This window comes from Methylobacterium durans, from assembly GCF_003173715.1.
GTDB lineage: Bacteria > Pseudomonadota > Alphaproteobacteria > Rhizobiales > Beijerinckiaceae > Methylobacterium > Methylobacterium durans.
Genome location: NZ_CP029550.1, coordinates 972,749 through 991,958 on the forward strand (window position 1 = coordinate 972,749; position 19,210 = coordinate 991,958).

Consider the following 19,210-nt stretch of genomic DNA (forward strand, 5'->3'; position numbering starts at 1 on the left):
TATCGCCAGCGATTTTTCGCGGAGCGGAGGCGACATCTTGAGCGAGACGGTGGAGCGGCACGAGTTCGGTGCCGAGGTCGGGCGCCTGTTGGACCTCGTCGTCCACGCCCTCTATTCCGATCGGGAGATCTTCCTGCGCGAGCTCGTCGCGAACGCGGCGGACGCGATGGATCGGCGCCGCTTCGAGGCGCTGACCGCCTCGGGCCTCGCCCTGCCGCCCGATGCCAAGGTCCGCATCGTCCCCGACAAGGCGGCGCGCACGCTCACGCTGTCGGATGCCGGCATCGGCATGTCGAAGGAGGATCTCGGGCAGAATCTCGGCACGATCGCGCGCTCCGGGACTCGCGCCTTCAGCCAGACGCTGGCCGAGGCGAAGCCCGACGAGCGCCCGAGCCTGATCGGCCAGTTCGGCGTCGGCTTCTACTCGGCCTTCATGGTGGCGGACCGGGTGACGGTGACCTCGCGCCGGGCCGGCTCCGACGAGGCCTGGACCTGGGCCTCGGACGGCGGCGGCAGCTACACGCTGGAACGGGCCGAGCGCGCGGAGCCGGGCACCGACATCGTGCTCCACCTCAAAGAGGACGCCGACGAGTACCTGGAGCCCTACCGGCTCGACCACGTCGTGCGCAAATGGGCGGACTTCATCACGGTCCCGATCGCGATCGTGCAGGAGGGCCGCGAGGAATCGGCCAACCAGGGCACGGCGCTCTGGCGCAAGGCGAAGTCGGAGATCTCGGAGGAGCAGTACACGGAGTTCTACCGCCAGGTCGGCATGAACTTCGACAAGCCCTGGGCCACCCTGCACTGGCGGGCCGAAGGAGCGCTCGAATTCTCGGCGCTGCTGTTCGTGCCCGGCATGAAGCCGTTCCAGGCCCTCGACAACGAGCGCGAGAGCAAGGTGCGCCTGCATGTGCGGCGCATGTTCATCACGGACGAGGCCGGGCTGCTGCCGTCCTGGCTGCGCTTCGTGCAGGGCGTGGTCGACACCGAGGATCTGCCGCTCAACGTCTCCCGCGAGATGCTCCAGGCAACCCCGGCGCTGGCCAAGATCCGGCGCGCGGTGACGGGGCGCGTCCTGTCCGAACTCGCGAGCCGGGCCAAGGAGGGCGAGTCCTACGCGACCTTCTGGGAGAATTTCGGCCCGATCCTGAAGGAAGGCATCTACGAGGATCACGAGCGCCGCGCCGAGATCGCACCGCTGCTGCGCTTCCGCTCGTCGGCCGTCGAGGGCTGGACCTCGCTGCCCGACTACGTGTCCCGCATGAAGGACGGGCAGGAGGCGATCTACTACCTCGTCGCGGACGATGCGGACGCGCTGGCAAAATCCCCGCAGCTCGAGGGTTTCCGCGCCCGCGGCATCGAGGTGCTGCTGCTCTCCGACCACGTCGACGCGTTCTGGCCGGAGGCGCTGGCGCGCTTCGAGGACAAGCCGCTGCGCTCGGTCACCCAGGGCGGTGTCGACCTCTCCAAATTCGCGGGCGACGAGGCGGGCGGCGAGGCCCCGGCCGGCATCGAGACGCTGGTGGCGGCGCTGAAGGCCGCCTTGTCTGGCGAGGTGTCCGACGTACGCGCCACCGACCGGCTCGTCGACAGCGCGGTGGTGCTCTCCGCCTCCGGCAGCGGCCCCGACCTCCAGATGCAGCGGCTGCTGCGCCGGGCCGGCCGGGCGTCCTCGGGCTTGGCGATCCTCGAGATCAACCCGCGTCACCCGCTGATCCGCTCGCTCGCCGAGGGGCCCGAGGGCGACGTGGCATCGGCGGCGGGCACCCTGCTCGATCTCGCCCGCATCCAGGACGGCGACTCGCCGCGCGACCCGGTCGCCTTCGCCCGCACCGTCGCCGCGGCGCTCGCCGCCGGAAAGCCGGCCTGACCGAGATGCGTCGGGTCCCGCGCCCGCTCGCGGGACCCGGCGGATCGGACGCCACCCGATCAGGGCGGATGCGCCGACGATCTTGCGCGACCCGCTTGTCGGAGCGTGAGCACGTGTGCTAGGCACCGCCCGTCTCGTCGAGGCGCCTCGCGGAGAGGTGGCAGAGCGGTTGAATGCACCGCACTCGAAATGCGGCATGCCTGCAAGGGCATCGGGGGTTCGAATCCCTCCCTCTCCGCCACTTATCTCAGCCAAACGGCTGATTTCGTTGGGGAATTTCGCGAGTTCCGCTCGCCAACCCCAACGTTTACCCCAACATCGGGCGTGGATCTCAGCGGACGCCGGTGGATTGTCTAGCTTGTGGCGTCGAGCAGTCGTGGCGTCGGAGTGCGGGCTTGGCTAGCGACGCCTTAGCAGCGTTCTGTTCAGGGGTCGGTATGGCTGGGACATCCATCTTTCCGGCATTACCGGAAAAGCGCGAGTTGCCCACCGAGTGGCGCGAGGCAGCCGCAACTGCAGCGCGCAACTTCGGTTTGGACAAGCCTCTGCACGAACTCGCCCCGGAGCACTGGCAGATCGTGCTCGCGAGCGTCGAGGATAGGATGCGTATGCGGGGCGTTCCCTCGTCTCCCGGCTGGCGGCGTGCGCTCGCCCAGCAGGTCGGACGCTCGGATGCGGGCAGTAGCAGCGAAGCTCTGGTGGTGGCGATAAATGCCAAGCGGGAGGAGATCGCAGCTCACGTCGCGCAGGAACTCGGGCTCGGTGAACTCGCCGGGCTCAGCCGCGAGGACCGCGCCGCAGTCGATCTGCAGACCTACGAAACCATTGAGGGTTGCACCGCTGACAGACCGGAGCCGGCAGACTGCTCAGACGCGGACAGAACCATGCGGGGGCTGCTCGCCGAACATCGCGCCCTAAAGGAACAGCAGGCCGACGAGAACGATGCCTGAGGCACTGACTATCATCGAGGCACCGCTACCGGCTTCGATGCCTCGGCCGGCGGGGCATACAGGCTGCGGGCTGGTTACATCACGACGGCGGCAGAGCGCGGCGCGGATCTCGCCCGGATCATGGATCAGTCGGGACACCGCGACCCGCGGACCGTCGTCGGTTACATCCGCCGGGCGAATGCCTTCAAGGACCACTCGGGCAGCGGGTTTCTGTAGGTCAGCCGAGCTGCTCTAGGACGATCTTGCGTAGTTCTTCGCGGGTCAGACCGCAGGGCTGTGGCCTCCAAACAGGATTGGAGATGGCCGGCTTAAGACACGCCGAGGAGCGCGACCGCACCGTCGTAGGCTTCGGTTCAGTGGGGATGTGCATGTGAAATCCAAAAGCCGCTTCGGCAGAAGCCGTAAGGCGGCGCATGTGCAGAAGCGTCGCGGCTAGAAGCAAGCGACAGGCGCGCTGCGAAAGGCAGCGATCAAACTTTGAAATAGACGGGAAACCGGGCTCGGCGCTCGATCAAGAGCATGAGAGCGGGCCGAATGGATCTGGTCCGATCAACCTCATCTACAGGCGCAATGCGGTTCTGTGAAGGCCCTACTCATTCGCCGGCGATGGTCACCCCACCACGACGGCTCCCCGGCGAGGTTCATGGACGGATGGAGATCCTTCAGCGACTGACGCAGTTGGCCCTGAGCCCCACGACCAGTGGCTAGGCGGCCAACTCTGAAGCTCTGAAGATGTCGGTTCGTCCGAGGTAGGTTGTGCGTCGGCATACTCCGACATCATGTCTTCGATCTCTGCAGGCCCAATCATATCCGCTCCTCAGCGGCAATGTTGCACCGCACAATAAAAACAGGTGCGTTAGTATGATGGTTCCTCGCCTGCGTCAGAGTGGACGCGGAGACCTGCAGCTTCCGCTGACTGTTGCGAAGTCAGGGCTCACGTTCGGGTAGCGTCCACGGACGAGGTGTAATTTCCGGGACCGTTTCGGTGGGGATTGGGGTGGCCATCGGGGCCGGCGGCTAAGGTGGAGTTTGCGGACTTCAACCTGAGCCGGGAGCACCCGATGACCGACGACAGAGTGGCACTGATCGAGGCGCTGCAGAAGGCTGACGACGGCAACTTCCTGCGCTCGTTGGCCGAGACGGTCCTGCAGATCCTGATGGAGGCCGACGTGGAGGGCCTGATCGGCGCGGGCCGCTACGAGCGCACAGGCGAACGCAGCACCTACCGCAACGGCTATCGCGAGCGCAGCCTCGACACACGGCTCGGCTCACTCAACCTGAAGATCCCCAAGCTGCGGACCGGCAGCTATTTCCCCGGCTTCCTGGAGCCGCGCCGCACGGTCGAGAAGGCGCTGGTCGCCGTGATCCAGGAGGCGTGGATCGCCGGCGTCTCGACCCGGCGCGTGGACGACTTGGTGCAGGCCATGGGCCTGTCGGGCATCTCCAAGTCCTCCGTGTCGAAGCTGTGCAAGGAGATCGACGAGCGCGTGAACGCCTTCCTGACGCGCCCTCTCTCGGGTGCGTGGCCCTATCTCTGGCTCGATGCCACCTACCTGAAGGTGCGCGAGGGCGGTCGCATCGTCTCTGTCGCTGCCATAGTCGCCGTCGCGGTGGACACCGAAGGCCGGCGCGAGATCGTCGGCCTGCACATCGGCCCCAGTGAGGCCGAGGTGTTCTGGACCGACTTCCTGCGGAGCTTGGTCAAGCGCGGGCTCTCGGGCGTGCAGCTCGTCATCTCGGATGCCCACGAGGGGCTCAAGGCGGCCATCCGCCGGGTGCTGAAGGCGACCTGGCAACGCTGCCGCGTTCACTGGACCCGGAACGCGCTGGCCTACGTGCCGCGGACCCAGCAGACCATGGTGGCTGCCGGCCTGCGCCACGCCTTCCAGCAGCCCGATCAGGACGCCGCCCGGGCCGCCCTTCAGCACCTGGGCGAGCAACTGCACAACCGCTGGCCGAAGCTGAAGGTCTTCATCGAGGCCACGTGCGAGGACGTGCTGGCCTACCTGACTTTCCCGCTCCAGCATCGGGCCAAGCTTCACAGCACGAACCCGCTGGAACGCCTCAACAAGGAGATCAAGCGGCGCGCCGATGTGGTCGGCATCTTCCCCAACACGGACTCGATCCAACGCCTGATCGGTGCGGTGCTTCTGGAGGCCAACGACGAGTGGCAGCTTCAGCACCGCTATATGCAGATCGAGGGCATGGCCGGGTTTGCTCCGGCGTTGATCGAGGAGAGCGTCACGACACTTCCACCACAGGCTGCCTGACCGATGGCGGCTCCAATTCCACCCCGAAAGTCCACCTCATTGACGGACGTAACCCACGTTCGTTTGGAAGGTTGTCGGCCTCGCCGCCGCGCCAACGCCTTCAAGGATCATTCGGGGCGCGGCTTGCTGTGATGGCTCCCACTGTCCTGTCGCCCAGCTTTGAGCGCTGTGCACAATATCGCTGCATCGCACTGGCAGCCGGGTCGCTCCGTGATATAGCGCCGATATGCAAAAGCCTCTCGCGCACCCGTTCACGATAACCGTCGTGGCGGACAAGCCTCTTCGTCGCACCTACTCGTGGGCTGTCTGGCAACACGGGGGGATGACGAGGAGGCAGTCGCTGATTGCCTACACTACCTTCGAGGAGGCTCGTCTGGCCGGTAAGGCCGCCCTCGATGAGATGGTTGCGGCCTGGCGGCGCGAAGCGGTTCCCGTCCCGGCCGCCTGAATTCTAATGCCCGCGACGGACGTAGCGCGGCTTCATGTATGGCCTCGATTGATCCGGCGCGGTGAGCGTCTCCTCACTGATCGGCGTCGGCGCATCATTTGAGAAGGGTGTGGCAGGCAGCGGCATCCAATGGGTCGGTTCCCTGTACCGCGTCAGCATGTACCCGCTGTCTGCCAGAGAGACGATCCATTCCTCGCTCCTGCGACAGGCTACAACGACGGGTGGACAGGTGATCCCGAAGGCGAACTCGGCCCAATCTACCGTGCCGCCGCTGAGCAAGATCCACGTGTCATCGAGTGGGGCCGTCTCGATTGGCTGCCATTCCGACATGGCTTGTCTCCCGACCGTGGACCATATCACCGGCTGTTGTAAGGGCTCATATCGGGCGGATCTCCCTCAATTCGCTTGCTATGGGTGCGCAGCAAGCATCACGTGGGAGCCCAGTGCGACGGTCCTACGGGTGCGTCCGTGAAGGATCCGCCTTCTGACAAGCGTACCGATCAGGCGGAGAAGCTCTTGGTGCTGTGGGCCCCCTCCGACGACGAGGAAGGGGCTAAGCTCGATCTCGGTGGGTAGACCACCGGACGGCTAATTCGGCACATGCAGGACGACAGGACGTCCTGTCGTGGCCCTCCGGCCCAAGAACCACCGGATCCCCGCTAGGGCTGGCGTAAAGCTCTCCGGTCGGACGTCACCGGAGGCTCCTCATTGATATCCCTAGCTGGGATCTCCCGTTTAGGAGACGAGGGTGAGTTCGCCTTCAAGCGCAGCACGCTCGCCCAGGGCCGATTTCACGCGGTACGCTGGCTCGCCCGAACGCTCCTCCGGCATGAGCCGAACGATCTCGTAGATGCTGCTGACAGCACCCCCGCGATCAACGGAGCCGTGCTGCCGGGCCTGCCGCACCTGCTGGCCGATCTTGAACTTGTGAGACATCTGCAATTCTCCTTGATCTCGCCACTCTGCGGAACGTGGCCGCCTACCGCCGCGCTCTGGCCTTACGGGCAGCAAAGCGTGCGTCGCGTGCCGCCTTCTGCTCGGCAGCAAGCGCGGCCTGACGCTCCAACTTTTCGGCAGCCTGACGGGCGGCCTCAGCCGCCTCGCGCTCCTGCGCAGCAAGCGCCTCGGCTTCGCGCTGAGCCTCGGCTGCAAGACGAGCCATCCCCCGCTCGTTCACCCGAACCTCACGGGCTTGGATGACAGCTCGCCGTGCCGACTGGCGCGCGAGAACAATCGGGTCATCGGCGGAGGGGCGTGCCCGGAACCGGGCTACCGTGGCCTGCCGCGCTTTTGCAGCAGCCTCAAGACGATCAACGAGTTGGTTGGCTTTGAATTGGCCCACGTACATTCCTTATGCGCACCATGACTTCGCACTGGTGGCGAGAAACAGATGAAGCCGTTCCAGGGGAACGGCTCCGAATTTTGGATAGGCGGAAGGTTAACGCTCAGGCGGCCTTCAGGTTGCCGGCTGCCTGCTTCCCAGAGCGGCGGTCCGTCTCCATCTCGTAGGAGACCTTCTGGCCTTCATCGAGGGTCTGCATGCCGGCTCGCTCGACGGCCGAGATGTGGACGAACACGTCCTTGCTGCCGTCCTCAGGCTGGATGAAGCCAAAACCCTTGGTTCCGTTGAACCACTTCACAGTGCCGATGCTCATAGGTATTTCCGTATCTTGGTAGGCAAGAAGGCATGGCGAGCGCATGCAATCACGCGCTCGGTCGCTCGTCGTCGAAATAGGGGAGAAATGCAGAACGCGCGCCCAAGTGAGCGGCACGGCCGGATATCTGGCCGAAAATCGATATTTGGCATGTACGCCGTGAGGCAAAAATTTACAACCCGGTCGAGGTATTTTTGACGACAAAGATAAAATATTATCCTGCCTCTGACATGAAGCGCTGTCTTTCTCTTGAAGCGTCTCTCTGACTGGCCCTAGAGCTGCAGGTCTCAAATGCGAACCGCGCATCACGGTCCAACCTCCGAAGAGGACATCGGGCATGATTGATCCCGCCCAGCTAGCCCGCATCGAGAACCGCTTCGCCATCGCGAACGAGATGTGGGCCGCCGAGGTTCGCGCCTTGTATGGCGGCAATCCCTACTTTCATCGCGACAAGCCCACCGGCCGCGGCACGCCGGGCTCGCCATTGAGTGCGGCATACGAAGCGCGCGAATGTGCCTTCAGGGACTGGTGTGCGGCGCACGTGGTTGATGTCCTGGCCCGCACGCAGGAGGATGAAAAGCTCGCCCTACAACTCGCGTAAAGGATGTTCGTGGAAGCTAAACGGACAGCAGTTGGCTATGGCCGGATCGACTGAGGACAGGTTCGACGCTCTGGAGGCCCGCATTGCGGCGCTGGAGGCCCGCCGAGGTAGACAGGTACTGCTCATTCAGAACGAGGGGCGTTGCGATCAGGGCACCACCGAGGCTGAGCAGGTGCTGCGGGAGATTGAGGAGGAACTTGAGGCCCTCCGCGCCCGCACTGCCACCTTCGCCTCAGACCCGCGACATTCGTAAGCGTTAGGCCAAACCCTGAGCGCGGCCGCAAAGCGCCGACCGCGCCTCCATCCCTCAGGAGACCGCCGGCTCTCGGTGTTTCACGCCACCGCCGAGTGGGCCAGCCCGCCACGTCTCAGGAAACGGGCCGTCGATGGTGATAGGCTACGGCTGCCGCTAGGTCCTCGGACCGCTGCGCGAAAAGCGCCGTGCCGCCTGCTTCGCTTGTGCCGGTTCTACGGCAGGCTTCTTCTCCAGCAGACGCTTCACGCGCTCGTTGAAGTCGTTGGCCGAAATCGACTGAGCCGAACCGTTGTTGGTTGCATGCGCCATCATGATCTCCGCATCGTCGCCCAAAGCACGGGATTGCGCGGAGGGTGGAAGATCTATGATGCGAGACGGCTGAAAAGGCGAGGACAAACGCCAACGTCGATCCGCTGGTAGCGGTTGGCCTTAATGTCGGCGCGCGCTTGTGGCACACGGCTAGGCATGACTGACACGATGACCAACACGCATCCCTATACGCTGGAGATCCTGCCGCCGAAGGCAGAGGGCGCCTCCTATCAGTGGGCGATCCGCAAAAGTGGCAAGCTCGTTCAGCGCTCGGATCGCACTCTGACGAGCGAGGCAAAGGCCCACGAGAATGGCATGGCGCAGATCGAGAAGCTGCTGTCGGGAGCGGGCGACCGTTAGCCCTCACGCTTGGCATCCCTATACGGGGCGACACCCATACGTGCCCCAAGGCCATCGCGGGCTTTCGCGGGCGCTTGGGCAGTATGCTGTACAAAACCACGAGCGGGATCGTGGACGCGATTGATGGGCTGGCCGAGGCCGTCACGGGCGACCGCAAGCACTTCCACCACGTCTCGCCCTCGACGCCCGCGGGAACCTGACGCCGCAGAAGGCCAACGAGCAGGGCATACGGACCGCATGTGGGATCAGTACGCACGCCCACGCGCGAGGGCGGCCGGTCCCATATGGCGAAGGGCGTCTTAACCGCAGTCTAGCAGTGCGGGCTCTGTCGGTAGGCGGCCGCAACATCACGCGAAGCGTTCACCCACGTTGTGGCGCCGTCCCTCCGATCGGTGCAGAAGTGGACCATCGCTGGCTATGATCTTGGGCGCCAGCGGCTGCGGGATCCGTGTGCTCCCGCCTGTTCAATGCGGAGAGCCAACGTGCCGCGCTACTTCTTCGGCATCCACAATGGCGGTCCCGAATTTGACGACACCGGCACCGAGCTTGCAGGCCCGGACGAGGCGCATGCGAAGGCCACGTCGCTCCTGCCGGACATCGCTCGCGAGGAGATCCCCAGGGATGGTGACCAGCGCACGTTCACGGTGATGGTCAAGGACGAGAGCGGTCACCCCATCTACTCGGCGACACTCACTTTCGCGGGCCTCCGGTTGCAGTAGTAAGCCGCACCTACAGCTCCATAATGCGCGATCCCAAGCAGCATCGCGAAAGCGAATAGGGGTCGATCTCCCGGCGGACCCATGAACGAGACTGATCAGGATCCGACCGCCTTCGCCGATTTCGTAGAGCGCCGGAGATTTGCAGGCCGAGATTGAGGCGCTACGGGACGGGCGGTCGTGTAGTGAGCGTTATGGAGCCGCCGCGGTTCGTCACCACTAAAGCAGAGCATGGGCGGTTTCTGCGCTTCAGCGAGTAGGGAGGGGCGTTCTCCGTACTTAGGTTCACATTGGCCGAATGGCCCGCTCTGCCTAGGTTTGTCGGCGGAAGGGGAAATCAGATCGTTGACCAATCAATCTGAAGCCGTGCGCATTGGTGAGGAGATCACCCGCTCTGCCGGCGGCACTGACCCATTCGCAGCCGCTGTGCGGGCGACCCGTATACCAATGATTATCACGGATCCCCGGCAGCACGACAATCCGATCATCTTCGTCAACGACGCCTTCACGAAGCTCACCGGCTACACCCGAGCCGAGATCCTTGGGCGGAATTGTCGGTTCCTCCAAGGTCCGAAGACCCCTCGCGAGGACGTGGCTCGGGTCAGGGACGCTATCGATCGGCGAGTTCCGATCGAACTCGACCTGATCAACCACCGCAAGGATGGCGAGATTTTCTGGAACCGGCTCCTCATCGCACCGGTCTTCGATGACGACGGCGCCCTGACCTACTTCTTTGCCTCTCAGTTCGACGTGACGCTGGAGCGGGACCGGCTTGTCCGGTTGCAGAAGGATCGCGATGCCCTTGAGGCAGAGGCTGAACGACGGTCTCTCGATTTAAGCCGGAGCGAGGAGCGCCTACGGTTTACGCTCAAGGCTGGCCGTCTCGGTGCTTGGAGCCTCGATCTGGATGTCATGCGACTGATGGCGTCGGATGGCTGCAAGGAGAATTTTGGCCGCAAGGCATCCGACCCGTTCACTTACGATCAGTTGACCGAGGCGATCCATCCTGACGATCGAGAGCGGATGCAGGCCACGGTCGCTACGTCAATCGCCAAGCATGCTGACTACGACATCGAGTACCGGATTGTGACGCCGAAGGGCGAGATCCGATGGGTTCAGATCCGGGGTCAAACGTCTTACCGGGCAGACGGCACCCCGTTGAGCATGGCCGGCGTCTCCCAGGACGTCACGGACCGCAAGCGGGCTGAAGACCACCGAGATCTCCTCGCCAGAGAGCTGAGCCACCGGGTTAAGAACACGCTCGCGATGGTACAGTCGATTGCCCGCCAGACCCTGCGCGGGGCGTCATCCCTGGAGGAGGCGCAACATGCTCTCGATGCCCGCATTCAGTCCTTGGCTGCTGCCAACGACGTTCTGACCCGCGAGGGGGGTGATTGGGCTACACTAGCCGATGTTGTGATCGCGGCGCTTCATCCTTTTGGCGTCGAGCAAGGGAGCCGCTTCAAAGTCGGCGGTCCGATCCTGCGTTTAGCGCCCCGGGTCGCTCTGGCCTTCGCTCTCGCGATCCACGAACTCGCGACGAACTCGGTGAAGTATGGGGCGCTCTTGAACGACCAGGGCCGGGTGCTGATCAGTTGGGATGTCGTGGATGGGTCAAGCCCAGAGCGCTTGTGGTTTCAGTGGCAGGAGATCGGTGGCCTGCTCGTGACGCCACCGACCCGCACAGGCTTCGGCACCCGCATGATCGAACGCGCTCTGGCGCAAGAGATCGGCGGCACAGCAGAGATCGACTATCGCCCCCGTGGCGTCGTTTTCACCGCCGAAGCGCCGCTGCCAGAAATCGTGAGGGACTGAACTGATGTGATGGCTGGTCTCTTTCGGGTAACGATTGCTTGCGCGAAAGATCACATGCTGAGCCTCGCCCCGATTGGTTAACCAGCCGCCAATCGCAGTTCAGGCTCAAAGGCCGAGCGCCCGTTTGTCACGTTGCCGGCGCCCAAGTCATAGCAGAGCATCATCATGCACTCCGACCACAGGGCAGCAGGCGCCGGCCCAGCACGCTCATCTCCTCACGCGATGCCGCGGCCGGTGGCCACGCCGTATGGGAAGCTCCCGCATGGTTCCCAGTCCTCCGCTAGTAGACGGATTGGGTGCCAAACCGGCCCGCGCAACGAATTCCGAGAACCTATCGAGCGGCACTGAGTTAGCACAAAGCAACCGTCTCCTAGAAAGAGGGCCGCCCCTGAGGACGGCCAAGTCTAGGGAGGAAACGCCCCGAGGGGCAGCGGCACAGCGACGTCATCGCCATGCTGCAATGCGGGAAACCCGTTCGGTGCCCCGTTGTTCCTTGGATCGGTTGCCAAGCAGGCTCGCCGTAAGGCGGGCCTGTTTCGTGATGCAGCAGAACAGCAACTGATAGGATTATGCCGTCGTACCCACATCCCTTCGTTCTCGACATCAGGCCGTTCCGACTAACACCTGGCCGCTTCACCCACTCAATCGGCCAGATCGGAGGGATGAAGCGCTGTTCAATCGACACCTACGCAACCTTTGAAGAAGCAAGGCAAGCAGCCAAGGCGGATCTGAATGAGATGATCGCGGCTTGGACATGCATGCTCAAGACCCGACAATTCGTAAGCCATGGATGAGCGCCTTCTCGACGCTGCTGCTGAAGACGTATCCGAGGGCGAGAAGCGCCGAGCGGATCAGATCCGCCTGATCAGCGGGCTTACCAGAGGCAGCGACACGGAAGTTTGTGCGCGACGAGTGCTAGCCGAGATCGAGCGGACACTCACGATTGCCCGCACACACCGCGCAATCATGCTGAGCCTGATGGACCGATGAGCGATCGGGAGTTGATGCTTCCGAGCGGTAAGGAAGAGACACGTGGGAGCCGGTGCGCACGCCCGCGCGCGAGCGCGAGAGGCGGCCCTAAATGGTGCAATCGAGAGCACTACGCGCAGCCGCGCGAGGGCAGCCGGACTTCCGAGCAAGTGCGTTCATGGCATCTATGTCCTGAACTGACCGGCATTTTGGACCGAGCCAGTTGCGAGGCTACTGCATGGTAGCGGCCATGGGTAGGCGGACGGCCAGATCCGGGAAGCTGACGGGCGCGGGCGGCCGCCAGCCCAAGGACGAGTGCGGCCGGACGCGGTTGTAGCTGGTTTGCCAAAGCCCGATCACAGCCTGCGCTTCTTTCAGCGAGTAGAAGATCTCCTGGCGTAGGCACTCGTCGCGCAGCTCTGCTCGCAGATGCCCGCCTCTTTGCACGCAATGGCGATGCTCTTGCCCTGGGCTGTCTGCACCTCGATCTGGCGCAACGTCAGCTCCACCTGCTCGGCACTCGGCCTCTGTCCTCGCCTCATCTCCAGCTCCTCCGGTCCTGGCTGATCCTCGCTAACAGCCCGGTCCAAAGCCAGCCGGTCAGGTCAGTCGGCGCACCCGGCTCGTCGGGGTCTGTTTGCCCCTGCTCTTTCACGCAACCCGACATTGTGCAGCGCAATCAGAAGGTTGCGCCCAGTACCTGACGCTTGACGAAATTCGTCACAGAATAAATTTTGCCCAAATGCATCGACGGCGCTTGAAAGAAAATCGTTTCAATGCGACTTAGGTGCGTTGCAATATAAGAAGTAACTCACTTCGTCTCCATAAATAAATGTGCTTATTATCTCATCTGTAAGCGCCTTAAATTCACAAATTTTTTGGGAAGGAAGCCACCATGGCCTTCAATCAGAATTCCAATCAGAGCAAGCAGTCCGAGCAGAGCGCCAAGGCCGCCGACACTGCGAAGGCGAACCTCGACAAGGCCGCTGAGCAGGGCAAGCAGTTCGCCGACGCCGCGCGCAACGGCGTGAACAAGATGGTCGATCTGCGCGAGCAGGCCACCGAGAACACGAAGCAGATCGTGCAGCGGAGCGTCGAGACGGCCTCGCAGCAGGCGCGTGAGGCCGCCGAGCGCTTCACGAAGTCGCTGGGCTTCACCGGCGAGGACAGCGAGCGGCTCGCCCGCCAGTCGAAGCAGAACATGGAAGCGGTCACGCGCTGCGGCACGGTCCTGACCCAAGCCTTCCAGGATGCCTCACGCAGCTGGTTCGGCTTGGCTCAGAGCCAATGGCAGCGCAACCTCGAGGGGCTGAACAAGTTGACCCGGGCTAAGTCGGTCCAGGAGTTCGCCGCGATCCAGAGCGAGTTAACTCGCGAGAGCCTGCAGCATATCGTGCAGGACAGCCGCTCCATCACCGAGACCTCGGCTCGCGCCGTCGAGGAGGCCAGCAAGGCTTTCGCCAGCGTCGCGCAGACGCCTGCTCGCTGAAGCGTACAACACCTGTACCCGGCAACGAACCGAGGTTCACCACGAGCCAGAGGGGCGGCCACTGCGGTCGCCCTTTTCTTTTCCTCAGTCGCACAGGCTCCGGCGCCTCGCGGCGCGGAGCACGCCATGTACAACCCCTTTGCTATCGCCCTGCTGGCCCTGGAAGCTCAGAAGGTCGTCGAGCTTCGGCTCGTGAAGCTCGCCTGGGGCGGCCCTGAGGGCTGCACCGAGGCCCAGCAGATGATGAGCGAGAAGGTCAGCGCCCTCATCGAGGCGTCCGGCACGCTTATGATGGGTGGCTCCTGCGACACGGTGGTCGCCCGCTACCGCGAGCATGTCGCGGCCAACACCAAGCGGTTGACCGCCGCATGAGGAGCGTAGCGAGCCTTTTCGGGACCGTAATGGTAGCTGTCGTCACGAGCATGCTGCTGACTGCCGCGAGCGCACAAGCACGGCCGGTCACACCGGTTGAAAAGGCGGCCATCCTCGATTGGATGCGCGGAAATCTGGCCAACCCCCATGATCTGCGTTCAGCCCGTATTAGCAACCTGACTATCGTGCCTGGGGCGAACGGACGGCTAGTTACTGTCGTGTGCGTCGATTTCCGCAGGAACAGTAGAGCAGGTGACAGTTCTGGGCTTTACCGGATGGCCTTCGCTCCTACCACCGCTGGGCTGGTTTACAGCAACACCGCATCAAACGTTGTCGCAGCGACCTGTTACTTACCACAGATCGTCATGCGAGCATTTCCGGAGCTAACCTCCTTGAGATAAGAGGGCCCTCCTCAGGCGTAACGCCGAGGCCAGCACATCACTCGGAAGCGCCGGAAGTGTTCGATGGGGAAGGCCCCACCAGCCAATGCGTTTGGACCTCAGCGTCATCAACGGCGGCCCGACAGACGCAATAGAACTGACGCCGAAGCGCAGGCGCCGCGAAGCGTGAAATGCGATAGGCAATCTTCGTCCTCGCGGTCACCATTAAGTGCGACGCATGGATATCCAGCAGTGCTATCGTGAGGATGCGGACATGGACGTCATCGTCAACCCGACCGGATCGTCTGGCACCGAATGGAGCTTGGACGACCGTCTCGGCCGCCATCTCGGCACGATCCAGATAGCCCAGGGATCCTTCCCTTTCGTGATCGAGCCAGAGCCGGCGGGCGGCCTCAGGGGCGTCAAGCTGCTGCATGTCTCGCTCGATGAGGCGATGTCCTCCATCGCGAGGAAAATGGGCGGCACCTGCGAACTTAACAGCCGCGATTGGGATTGAGGCGTCTCGGAGCCATCTCTGGCCCAATCGAGTTTGCCCACGTGGGATGTCTTTAAATCGTCGGGTAGGTGGTTTCGAGATCGTCGAGCGCACGATGAGGACACGCCTCGGAGCCCATTAGAACGGCTTAGGGTAAGTGCCGGTCCCTGGGCGTGTAGCGCACCGTCCATCCCTTGACCGTAAGCGGCGATCGCATCGGGATCCTTCCAAACTCGGGCCTGCGCCCTTGGCGCGCCATTGATGCGCTGCTAACCGATCGGCTGGCATCCTAACTGCGGGCCACGTTGCGTACCGGCCCGATCCCAGTCGTGTGGGCACGACACGCCCCGCCGCCGTGATCGCCGTTAGCGGCGGGGTAGCTGCCTCAAGCCAAGGCTTGCCACATCAGGCGCAAGCATGGCCATTTGTAGCCATGCCGATCCGCCGCGAGCTTCGTTTCTTCTCCCCTTGAGATTTCGCAACTCGCCCTATCGCTACACCTTTCTTCGCGCTCCGGTTCGTCGATCTAAGACAGGGTCGGAGCTTCCTCCGTTGTCACGCGAAACCCTGCAAGGGTATTTGCCCCGAAGGTCAGCGTCAGTGGCACGTCGGCGGCATCGCGTCCGTAGGCGATCAGGATCCGGCCGATGCGGGAGCTGTTATTGCGCGGATCGAAGGTGTGCCAGCGGCCGCCGAGATAGACCTCCATCCAGGCCGCAAAGTCGCCCGGCGCGTGTGGCAAGGGCAAGCCGATGTCGCTGACATAGCCGTTGCAGTAGCGGGTTGGGATGTTGAGGCAGCGGCAGAAGGTGATGGCGAGGTGCGCGAAGTCGCGGCAGACGCCCTGTTGCTCCTCAAAGACATCGTAGGCCGTGCGGGTCGAGCGCGCATGCTCGTACCCGAAGGTGATCCGGTCATGCACGTAGTCGCAGATGGCTTGAACCCGGCTCCAGCCAGCCGGGAGATGGCCGAATAGATCCCAGGCGATGTCGGAGAGGCGGTCGGTCTCGCAATAGCGGCTGCCGAGGAGGAACAGCACACTGTCCGAGGGTAGCTTCTCGATGGCGGTCTCCTGGGCGTCGGTGACTTGCGTGTCGCCGCTGCCGTGATCGCGCACCACTGTGTCGGTCTTCAGGGTGAAGCGGCCGGCAGGGGCGACCATGCGGTTGCACCAATTGCCGAAGCTGTCGCGGTATCCGTCGAGGGGGACCGCGGGGCTGGTGATTAGGTAATCTGGCCGTTCGAGGTCGGAGAAACGTGAGGCGTGGACGTTCAGCGTCGCAATCACCGGTGTGGGTTGCGGGAACTCGTAAGTCATCTCGCAGCCGACAAGAATGCGCATGGGCGCTCTCCAGAAAAGTAGGACAAGGATCCATGCCGGTCGTTTGAAAGCAGAAGCCGCGCCGGCAGATGTGCCCCGTAGGGTGAGCGCACCCCTGGGCGTAGCATGGATGAGCGGTGAGCTGTCGATTTATTTTGAGCGTGATCGAAGCCCCTATTGGGCTGGAGGCTCAGGAATACTTGGCTATCTCACTTCGGACCCGCCAGATTTCAAGCGATCCGCCCGATTGAGGCGGGTCAATTGCCGGAAGCCGAGATTGCAGTAATGTGTCGCTTGGCTAGCGATAATTCAGACAGACCAGCTAGAGATCTTGCTTCCTCACTGCAGTCGTTCAATCTGGTATTTGTCCGTCTCTGTGATCCATTCCTCAACCGTCAGAAGCGGTGCGTGGATGATCAGGGTATCTCCGTCGCGGTTCGCCCGTCCATCCGCCACCCACCTCCGCCAGTTCGTCACTGCGTCGGCCACGACCTCAGGCGGGAAGCCGCCGAGGTTGACCAGCTTCGCGATGTGTCCCGTGGGCTGCCGCGCCTCGATCCTCTCGACGCGCTTCAACATGCTCGCAATCGTGCTCATGCGTTCGGCCTTCTGTAGGCGGGTGGATCGACAATGCGCCACGCGATGACGAACTGACCGGGCCGGTACTGGCCGGCGGCTTCCAGCGCCGCGAGCTGCTGGGCCTGATCCTCGTCGCTGTGTGTGACGATCCGGACAGCGGGCCCGAAGCCGAGGTGCCCGAACTCGTTTACGGGCCTGCGCCGCTCCTCGATCCTCCGCAGGCGGGTCTCAAGGCTCCGGTTCATACGAACAGGCCCTCCCCAGGCAGGTAGCGAGCGAGCCATGCGGACTGCCGGGCGGCGTGACGTTCAAAGCCCGTGCGGGGCGCCGTGTCGCCAGATTGGCAGCTCGGGCAGACGCAGTGCTTCATCGGCCCGTGTCCGTTGCCGGTTGGCCGGTGGATCTCGGGCTCTGGGTTCTCCTCGCGGCAGAAGAAGCGCAAATCCCGCTCAAGGTCATTGCTCTCGCGGCGGATGGACCGGATGTGAAAGTCCGTGTCGTCCAAGGCGGACACGTCCTCGCCGGCCTCAACGGCAGCGGCTCGCTCGCGGGCGATGGCCTCCGCGCGGAAGGCAGCACCCAGTAGGGCAAGCTCGCGGTCACTGATCTTGGGTTCCTGGCCGAAGCCAAGGCCGAACCGGATGCTACGCGACGCGGGCATGGGCTCCGGGTCTGGCCAGACGAGCGCCACGGCGTCCGAGCCCTTCCGCAGGGTGCCGGCGCGCTCACGCAATGCGATTTCGCCTTCTGCCTCCTCAAGGGTGCGGCCCCAGATCAGGAAGAAGGATACGCCCGGCGGGCGCTTGGCCTCGACCTTCTCAAGGCGACGGGACAGGCTCGTGATGGTCATTGCTGGTGAGCCTCGATCCTGAGAAGTCGCTGGTGGAGGTCGGCGGCCTCGATGGCTCGCACATGGGCGTCCACCGCCTTGCCGATGTCGCTGGCCTCGGCCGGGGTCAGGTCGCCCGCGGCTACGGCCTGCAACAGGGCGCTGGTCGCCCGCGGGAGGTCCGCCGTCGTCGTGATCTCGGGCAGATCGAAGTTGACGGTGCGGTCCTTCCGGGGCGGCAGCAGGCGGTCCAGGCACATGCGAAGGGCCTGCGGATTGCCATCCTTGGCAAGCTCGATGGCCTTGCGGGTGATCGCGTCCCCCTCGCCATCCAGAAGCTGCTCAAAGGCGAGCGTGGCGCGGCTGCGGGCACCCTTCGGGCGCCCTGTTGGGTTGCCAGTCTGGCCCTTCTCAAAGGGTTTGCCTCGCAGCGTCGTCATCGTCCGACCTCAACTTGCTCCGCTGTTTTTACAGCGGGGAAACAGCAAACCCGGAAATCCTGCATGTGGGCATGCCGGCGAGCCTGTCTGCCAGGATCATGTGCGAGGCTCCGGCCGGTATAAGGCGGCAAAGGCCACCAGCACATGTGGGCGGTCGATAGGGTCGAAAACCAAAAACTGGAAAGATCACTCAGGTTCTCTGAGTGTGCTATCGTCAGTCTCAGCCCGCCCCTCCTGCCGAGCTGATGGAGGGTGTCCCGGTGCGGTTCGAACGCGACGCGCGCGGTGAGTGGATCGTTGATCCGAGCGAACTTGCAGCCAAGCTCGGCATCACACTCCGGCTGCTGCAAGACGAGATGCACCTTGGCCTCGTTCACACGCTGGTTGAGGCCGGGCATGGCGGGAACGAAGGGCGGTCTCGTATTACGGTTCGGTGCCGCGAGGCCGCATGGCGAGGCGTGTTCGACGCGCAGGGGCGCCTGATCAACGAGTGCCGTCTTTTGACGGATCAACCACCTGATGACGTGATCCGGTAGATTGAGCCTCCGAGGAGCCTGCCAATGGTCATGGAAGTCAGCCGTACAAAGCTCGCGCAGACTGCTCTTGATGCCTACATCTTCGCAGAGGGTGCAGAGCGGCGCTTGGAGGATGGCGTACCCTCCTGCGAGATTGTTGATCTGATTACCGATCTGCTTCTGCTGGCACATCAAAGAGGGTGCGATCCGCTCTCCGTCGTTCGCAAGGCCGAGAGGCACGTGCTGGCCGAGACTGCGCCGCAGAAATGAACTCAGCCCGCATCCGCCTCTGGCTCCATGGAGGGTCATGGCATGCACTTCGAGCGAGACACGCGTGGTGACTGGGTCGTCGATCCGGAGCAGCTTGCATCCAGGCTGGGGATCAATCCCGGGCAGCTTCGCCACGAGATGCGCCTCGGGCTCGTCACCAGCCGCATCGAGGGCGGGAGAGACGCAGACCAGGGCTGTTGGCGCGTGACAGTTCGGACGCGGAAAGCGGGTTGGCAGGGCATCTTTAATGACGCGGGCTGCCTTATCCGCGAACGCCGCCTGTGAGGCTGGGGCAGATCC

Annotated in this window: 26 protein-coding genes, 1 tRNA gene and 1 pseudogene; 16 read left to right on the forward strand and 12 right to left on the reverse strand. The window is 63.6% G+C overall.

Annotation, left to right across the window (positions count from 1 at the left end; translation table 11 throughout):
* Window positions 1-37 precede the first annotated feature (37 nt).
* From htpG to DK389_RS04530, 4 genes are all read left to right on the forward strand, one after another.
* Window positions 38-1,870 (forward strand): molecular chaperone HtpG, encoded by a 1,833-nt coding sequence (htpG, locus tag DK389_RS04505; protein ID WP_109887661.1) that lies wholly within the window; start codon window positions 38-40, stop codon window positions 1,868-1,870.
* A 151-nt stretch (window positions 1,871-2,021) separates the two neighbouring features.
* Window positions 2,022-2,111, forward strand: a tRNA-Ser gene (locus DK389_RS04510).
* Window positions 2,112-2,265: 154 nt separating this feature from the next.
* Entirely contained in the window at window positions 2,266-2,820 is a 555-nt protein-coding gene (locus DK389_RS33880; RefSeq protein ID WP_236960612.1) for a hypothetical protein, read from the forward strand.
* A 1,061-nt stretch (window positions 2,821-3,881) separates the two neighbouring features.
* On the forward strand, window positions 3,882-5,090 hold the full coding sequence (locus DK389_RS04530; RefSeq protein ID WP_109896011.1) for an IS256 family transposase: 1,209 nt from the start codon (window positions 3,882-3,884) through the stop codon (window positions 5,088-5,090).
* Window positions 5,091-5,541: 451 nt separating this feature from the next.
* On the opposite strand, the gene DK389_RS35485 is transcribed toward DK389_RS04530, so the two are convergent.
* From DK389_RS35485 to DK389_RS04555, 4 genes are all read right to left on the reverse strand, one after another.
* Window positions 5,542-5,868, reverse strand: coding sequence for a DUF551 domain-containing protein (locus tag DK389_RS35485; protein WP_109887664.1), 327 nt, complete (start codon window positions 5,866-5,868; stop codon window positions 5,542-5,544).
* Between the two features lie 405 nt (window positions 5,869-6,273).
* Complete coding sequence (locus DK389_RS04545; RefSeq protein WP_109887666.1) at window positions 6,274-6,474, reverse strand: hypothetical protein; 201 nt, start codon at window positions 6,472-6,474, stop codon at window positions 6,274-6,276.
* Window positions 6,475-6,517: 43 nt separating this feature from the next.
* Entirely contained in the window at window positions 6,518-6,880 is a 363-nt protein-coding gene (locus DK389_RS04550; protein ID WP_236960613.1) for a DUF6481 family protein, read from the reverse strand.
* Between the two features lie 103 nt (window positions 6,881-6,983).
* A complete protein-coding gene (locus tag DK389_RS04555) occupies window positions 6,984-7,193 on the reverse strand; it encodes a cold-shock protein (RefSeq protein WP_109887670.1) in 210 nt (69 codons plus the stop codon).
* Window positions 7,194-7,530: 337 nt separating this feature from the next.
* On the opposite strand from DK389_RS04555, the gene DK389_RS04560 reads away from it, so the two are divergent.
* Complete coding sequence (locus DK389_RS04560) at window positions 7,531-7,794, forward strand: hypothetical protein (protein WP_109887671.1); 264 nt, start codon at window positions 7,531-7,533, stop codon at window positions 7,792-7,794.
* A 37-nt stretch (window positions 7,795-7,831) separates the two neighbouring features.
* A complete protein-coding gene (locus DK389_RS04565) occupies window positions 7,832-8,047 on the forward strand; it encodes a hypothetical protein (RefSeq protein ID WP_109887673.1) in 216 nt (71 codons plus the stop codon).
* Between the two features lie 156 nt (window positions 8,048-8,203).
* Here DK389_RS04565 and DK389_RS04570 read toward each other — a convergent pair whose 3' ends face one another.
* The gene (locus DK389_RS04570; protein WP_162560393.1) at window positions 8,204-8,362 is read right to left on the reverse strand and encodes a hypothetical protein; all 159 of its coding nucleotides are present in this window, start codon (window positions 8,360-8,362) and stop codon (window positions 8,204-8,206) included.
* 165 nt (window positions 8,363-8,527) lie between these two features.
* On the opposite strand from DK389_RS04570, the gene DK389_RS04575 reads away from it, so the two are divergent.
* The 4 genes from DK389_RS04575 to DK389_RS04590 all read left to right on the forward strand — a co-directional run bounded on the left by DK389_RS04575 (window position 8,528) and on the right by DK389_RS04590 (window position 12,240).
* Window positions 8,528-8,719 (forward strand): hypothetical protein, encoded by a 192-nt coding sequence (locus tag DK389_RS04575; protein WP_109887677.1) that lies wholly within the window; start codon window positions 8,528-8,530, stop codon window positions 8,717-8,719.
* Window positions 8,720-9,201: 482 nt separating this feature from the next.
* Window positions 9,202-9,438 (forward strand): DUF6894 family protein, encoded by a 237-nt coding sequence (locus DK389_RS04580; RefSeq protein ID WP_109887678.1) that lies wholly within the window; start codon window positions 9,202-9,204, stop codon window positions 9,436-9,438.
* A gap of 342 nt (window positions 9,439-9,780) precedes the next feature.
* Window positions 9,781-11,250, forward strand: a complete 1,470-nt coding sequence (locus DK389_RS04585; RefSeq protein ID WP_109887680.1) for a PAS domain-containing protein — start codon at window positions 9,781-9,783, stop codon at window positions 11,248-11,250.
* Window positions 11,251-12,036: 786 nt separating this feature from the next.
* The gene (locus tag DK389_RS04590) at window positions 12,037-12,240 is read left to right on the forward strand and encodes a hypothetical protein (protein ID WP_109887682.1); all 204 of its coding nucleotides are present in this window, start codon (window positions 12,037-12,039) and stop codon (window positions 12,238-12,240) included.
* A gap of 210 nt (window positions 12,241-12,450) precedes the next feature.
* On the opposite strand, the pseudogene DK389_RS04595 reads toward DK389_RS04590, so the two are convergent.
* Both DK389_RS04595 and DK389_RS32015 read right to left on the reverse strand, forming a co-directional pair.
* Window positions 12,451-12,639: pseudogene (locus DK389_RS04595) on the reverse strand (integrase core domain-containing protein); the annotation flags it as partial.
* Window positions 12,594-12,761: a hypothetical protein gene (locus DK389_RS32015; protein ID WP_162560395.1), complete on the reverse strand. Its 168-nt coding sequence runs from the start codon at window positions 12,759-12,761 to the stop codon at window positions 12,594-12,596. The gene DK389_RS32015 and the pseudogene DK389_RS04595, both read right to left, overlap by 46 nt.
* A 353-nt stretch (window positions 12,762-13,114) precedes the next feature.
* Between DK389_RS32015 and DK389_RS04600 the strand changes: the two genes are divergently transcribed.
* The 3 genes from DK389_RS04600 to DK389_RS04610 all read left to right on the forward strand — a co-directional run bounded on the left by DK389_RS04600 (window position 13,115) and on the right by DK389_RS04610 (window position 14,977).
* On the forward strand, window positions 13,115-13,708 hold the full coding sequence (locus tag DK389_RS04600; RefSeq protein WP_109887684.1) for a phasin family protein: 594 nt from the start codon (window positions 13,115-13,117) through the stop codon (window positions 13,706-13,708).
* Between the two features lie 126 nt (window positions 13,709-13,834).
* The gene (locus DK389_RS04605) at window positions 13,835-14,080 is read left to right on the forward strand and encodes a hypothetical protein (protein ID WP_109887686.1); all 246 of its coding nucleotides are present in this window, start codon (window positions 13,835-13,837) and stop codon (window positions 14,078-14,080) included.
* Window positions 14,081-14,734: 654 nt separating this feature from the next.
* Window positions 14,735-14,977 carry a hypothetical protein gene (locus DK389_RS04610; RefSeq protein WP_109887688.1) on the forward strand — a complete coding sequence of 81 codons (243 nt, stop codon included), beginning with the start codon at window positions 14,735-14,737 and terminating at the stop codon, window positions 14,975-14,977.
* Window positions 14,978-15,482: 505 nt separating this feature from the next.
* Here DK389_RS04610 and DK389_RS04615 read toward each other — a convergent pair.
* From DK389_RS04615 to DK389_RS04635, 5 genes are all read right to left on the reverse strand, one after another.
* Complete coding sequence (locus DK389_RS04615; RefSeq protein WP_109887690.1) at window positions 15,483-16,298, reverse strand: transglutaminase-like domain-containing protein; 816 nt, start codon at window positions 16,296-16,298, stop codon at window positions 15,483-15,485.
* A 318-nt stretch (window positions 16,299-16,616) separates the two neighbouring features.
* A complete protein-coding gene (locus DK389_RS04620; protein ID WP_109887692.1) occupies window positions 16,617-16,874 on the reverse strand; it encodes a hypothetical protein in 258 nt (85 codons plus the stop codon).
* Window positions 16,871-17,101 (reverse strand): hypothetical protein, encoded by a 231-nt coding sequence (locus DK389_RS04625; protein ID WP_109887694.1) that lies wholly within the window; start codon window positions 17,099-17,101, stop codon window positions 16,871-16,873. Before DK389_RS04625 ends, DK389_RS04620 begins: the two co-directional genes overlap by 4 nt.
* On the reverse strand, window positions 17,098-17,706 hold the full coding sequence (locus tag DK389_RS04630) for a hypothetical protein (RefSeq protein WP_109887695.1): 609 nt from the start codon (window positions 17,704-17,706) through the stop codon (window positions 17,098-17,100). Before DK389_RS04630 ends, DK389_RS04625 begins: the two co-directional genes overlap by 4 nt.
* Window positions 17,703-18,125, reverse strand: coding sequence for a DUF5681 domain-containing protein (locus DK389_RS04635; RefSeq protein WP_109887697.1), 423 nt, complete (start codon window positions 18,123-18,125; stop codon window positions 17,703-17,705). The genes DK389_RS04630 and DK389_RS04635 overlap by 4 nt, the downstream gene beginning before the upstream one ends.
* 260 nt (window positions 18,126-18,385) lie before the next feature.
* Here DK389_RS04635 and DK389_RS04640 point away from each other — a divergent pair, with 260 nt between their 5' ends.
* Genes DK389_RS04640 through DK389_RS04650 form a run of 3 tightly spaced genes read left to right on the forward strand, consistent with a single transcriptional unit; the run spans window position 18,386 to window position 19,195 of the window.
* The gene (locus DK389_RS04640) at window positions 18,386-18,661 is read left to right on the forward strand and encodes a DUF6522 family protein (protein WP_109896013.1); all 276 of its coding nucleotides are present in this window, start codon (window positions 18,386-18,388) and stop codon (window positions 18,659-18,661) included.
* A gap of 24 nt (window positions 18,662-18,685) precedes the next feature.
* Window positions 18,686-18,910, forward strand: a complete 225-nt coding sequence (locus tag DK389_RS04645) for a hypothetical protein (protein ID WP_109887699.1) — start codon at window positions 18,686-18,688, stop codon at window positions 18,908-18,910.
* Between the two features lie 42 nt (window positions 18,911-18,952).
* Window positions 18,953-19,195: a DUF6522 family protein gene (locus DK389_RS04650; RefSeq protein ID WP_109887701.1), complete on the forward strand. Its 243-nt coding sequence runs from the start codon at window positions 18,953-18,955 to the stop codon at window positions 19,193-19,195.
* Window positions 19,196-19,210: the final 15 nt, after the last annotated feature.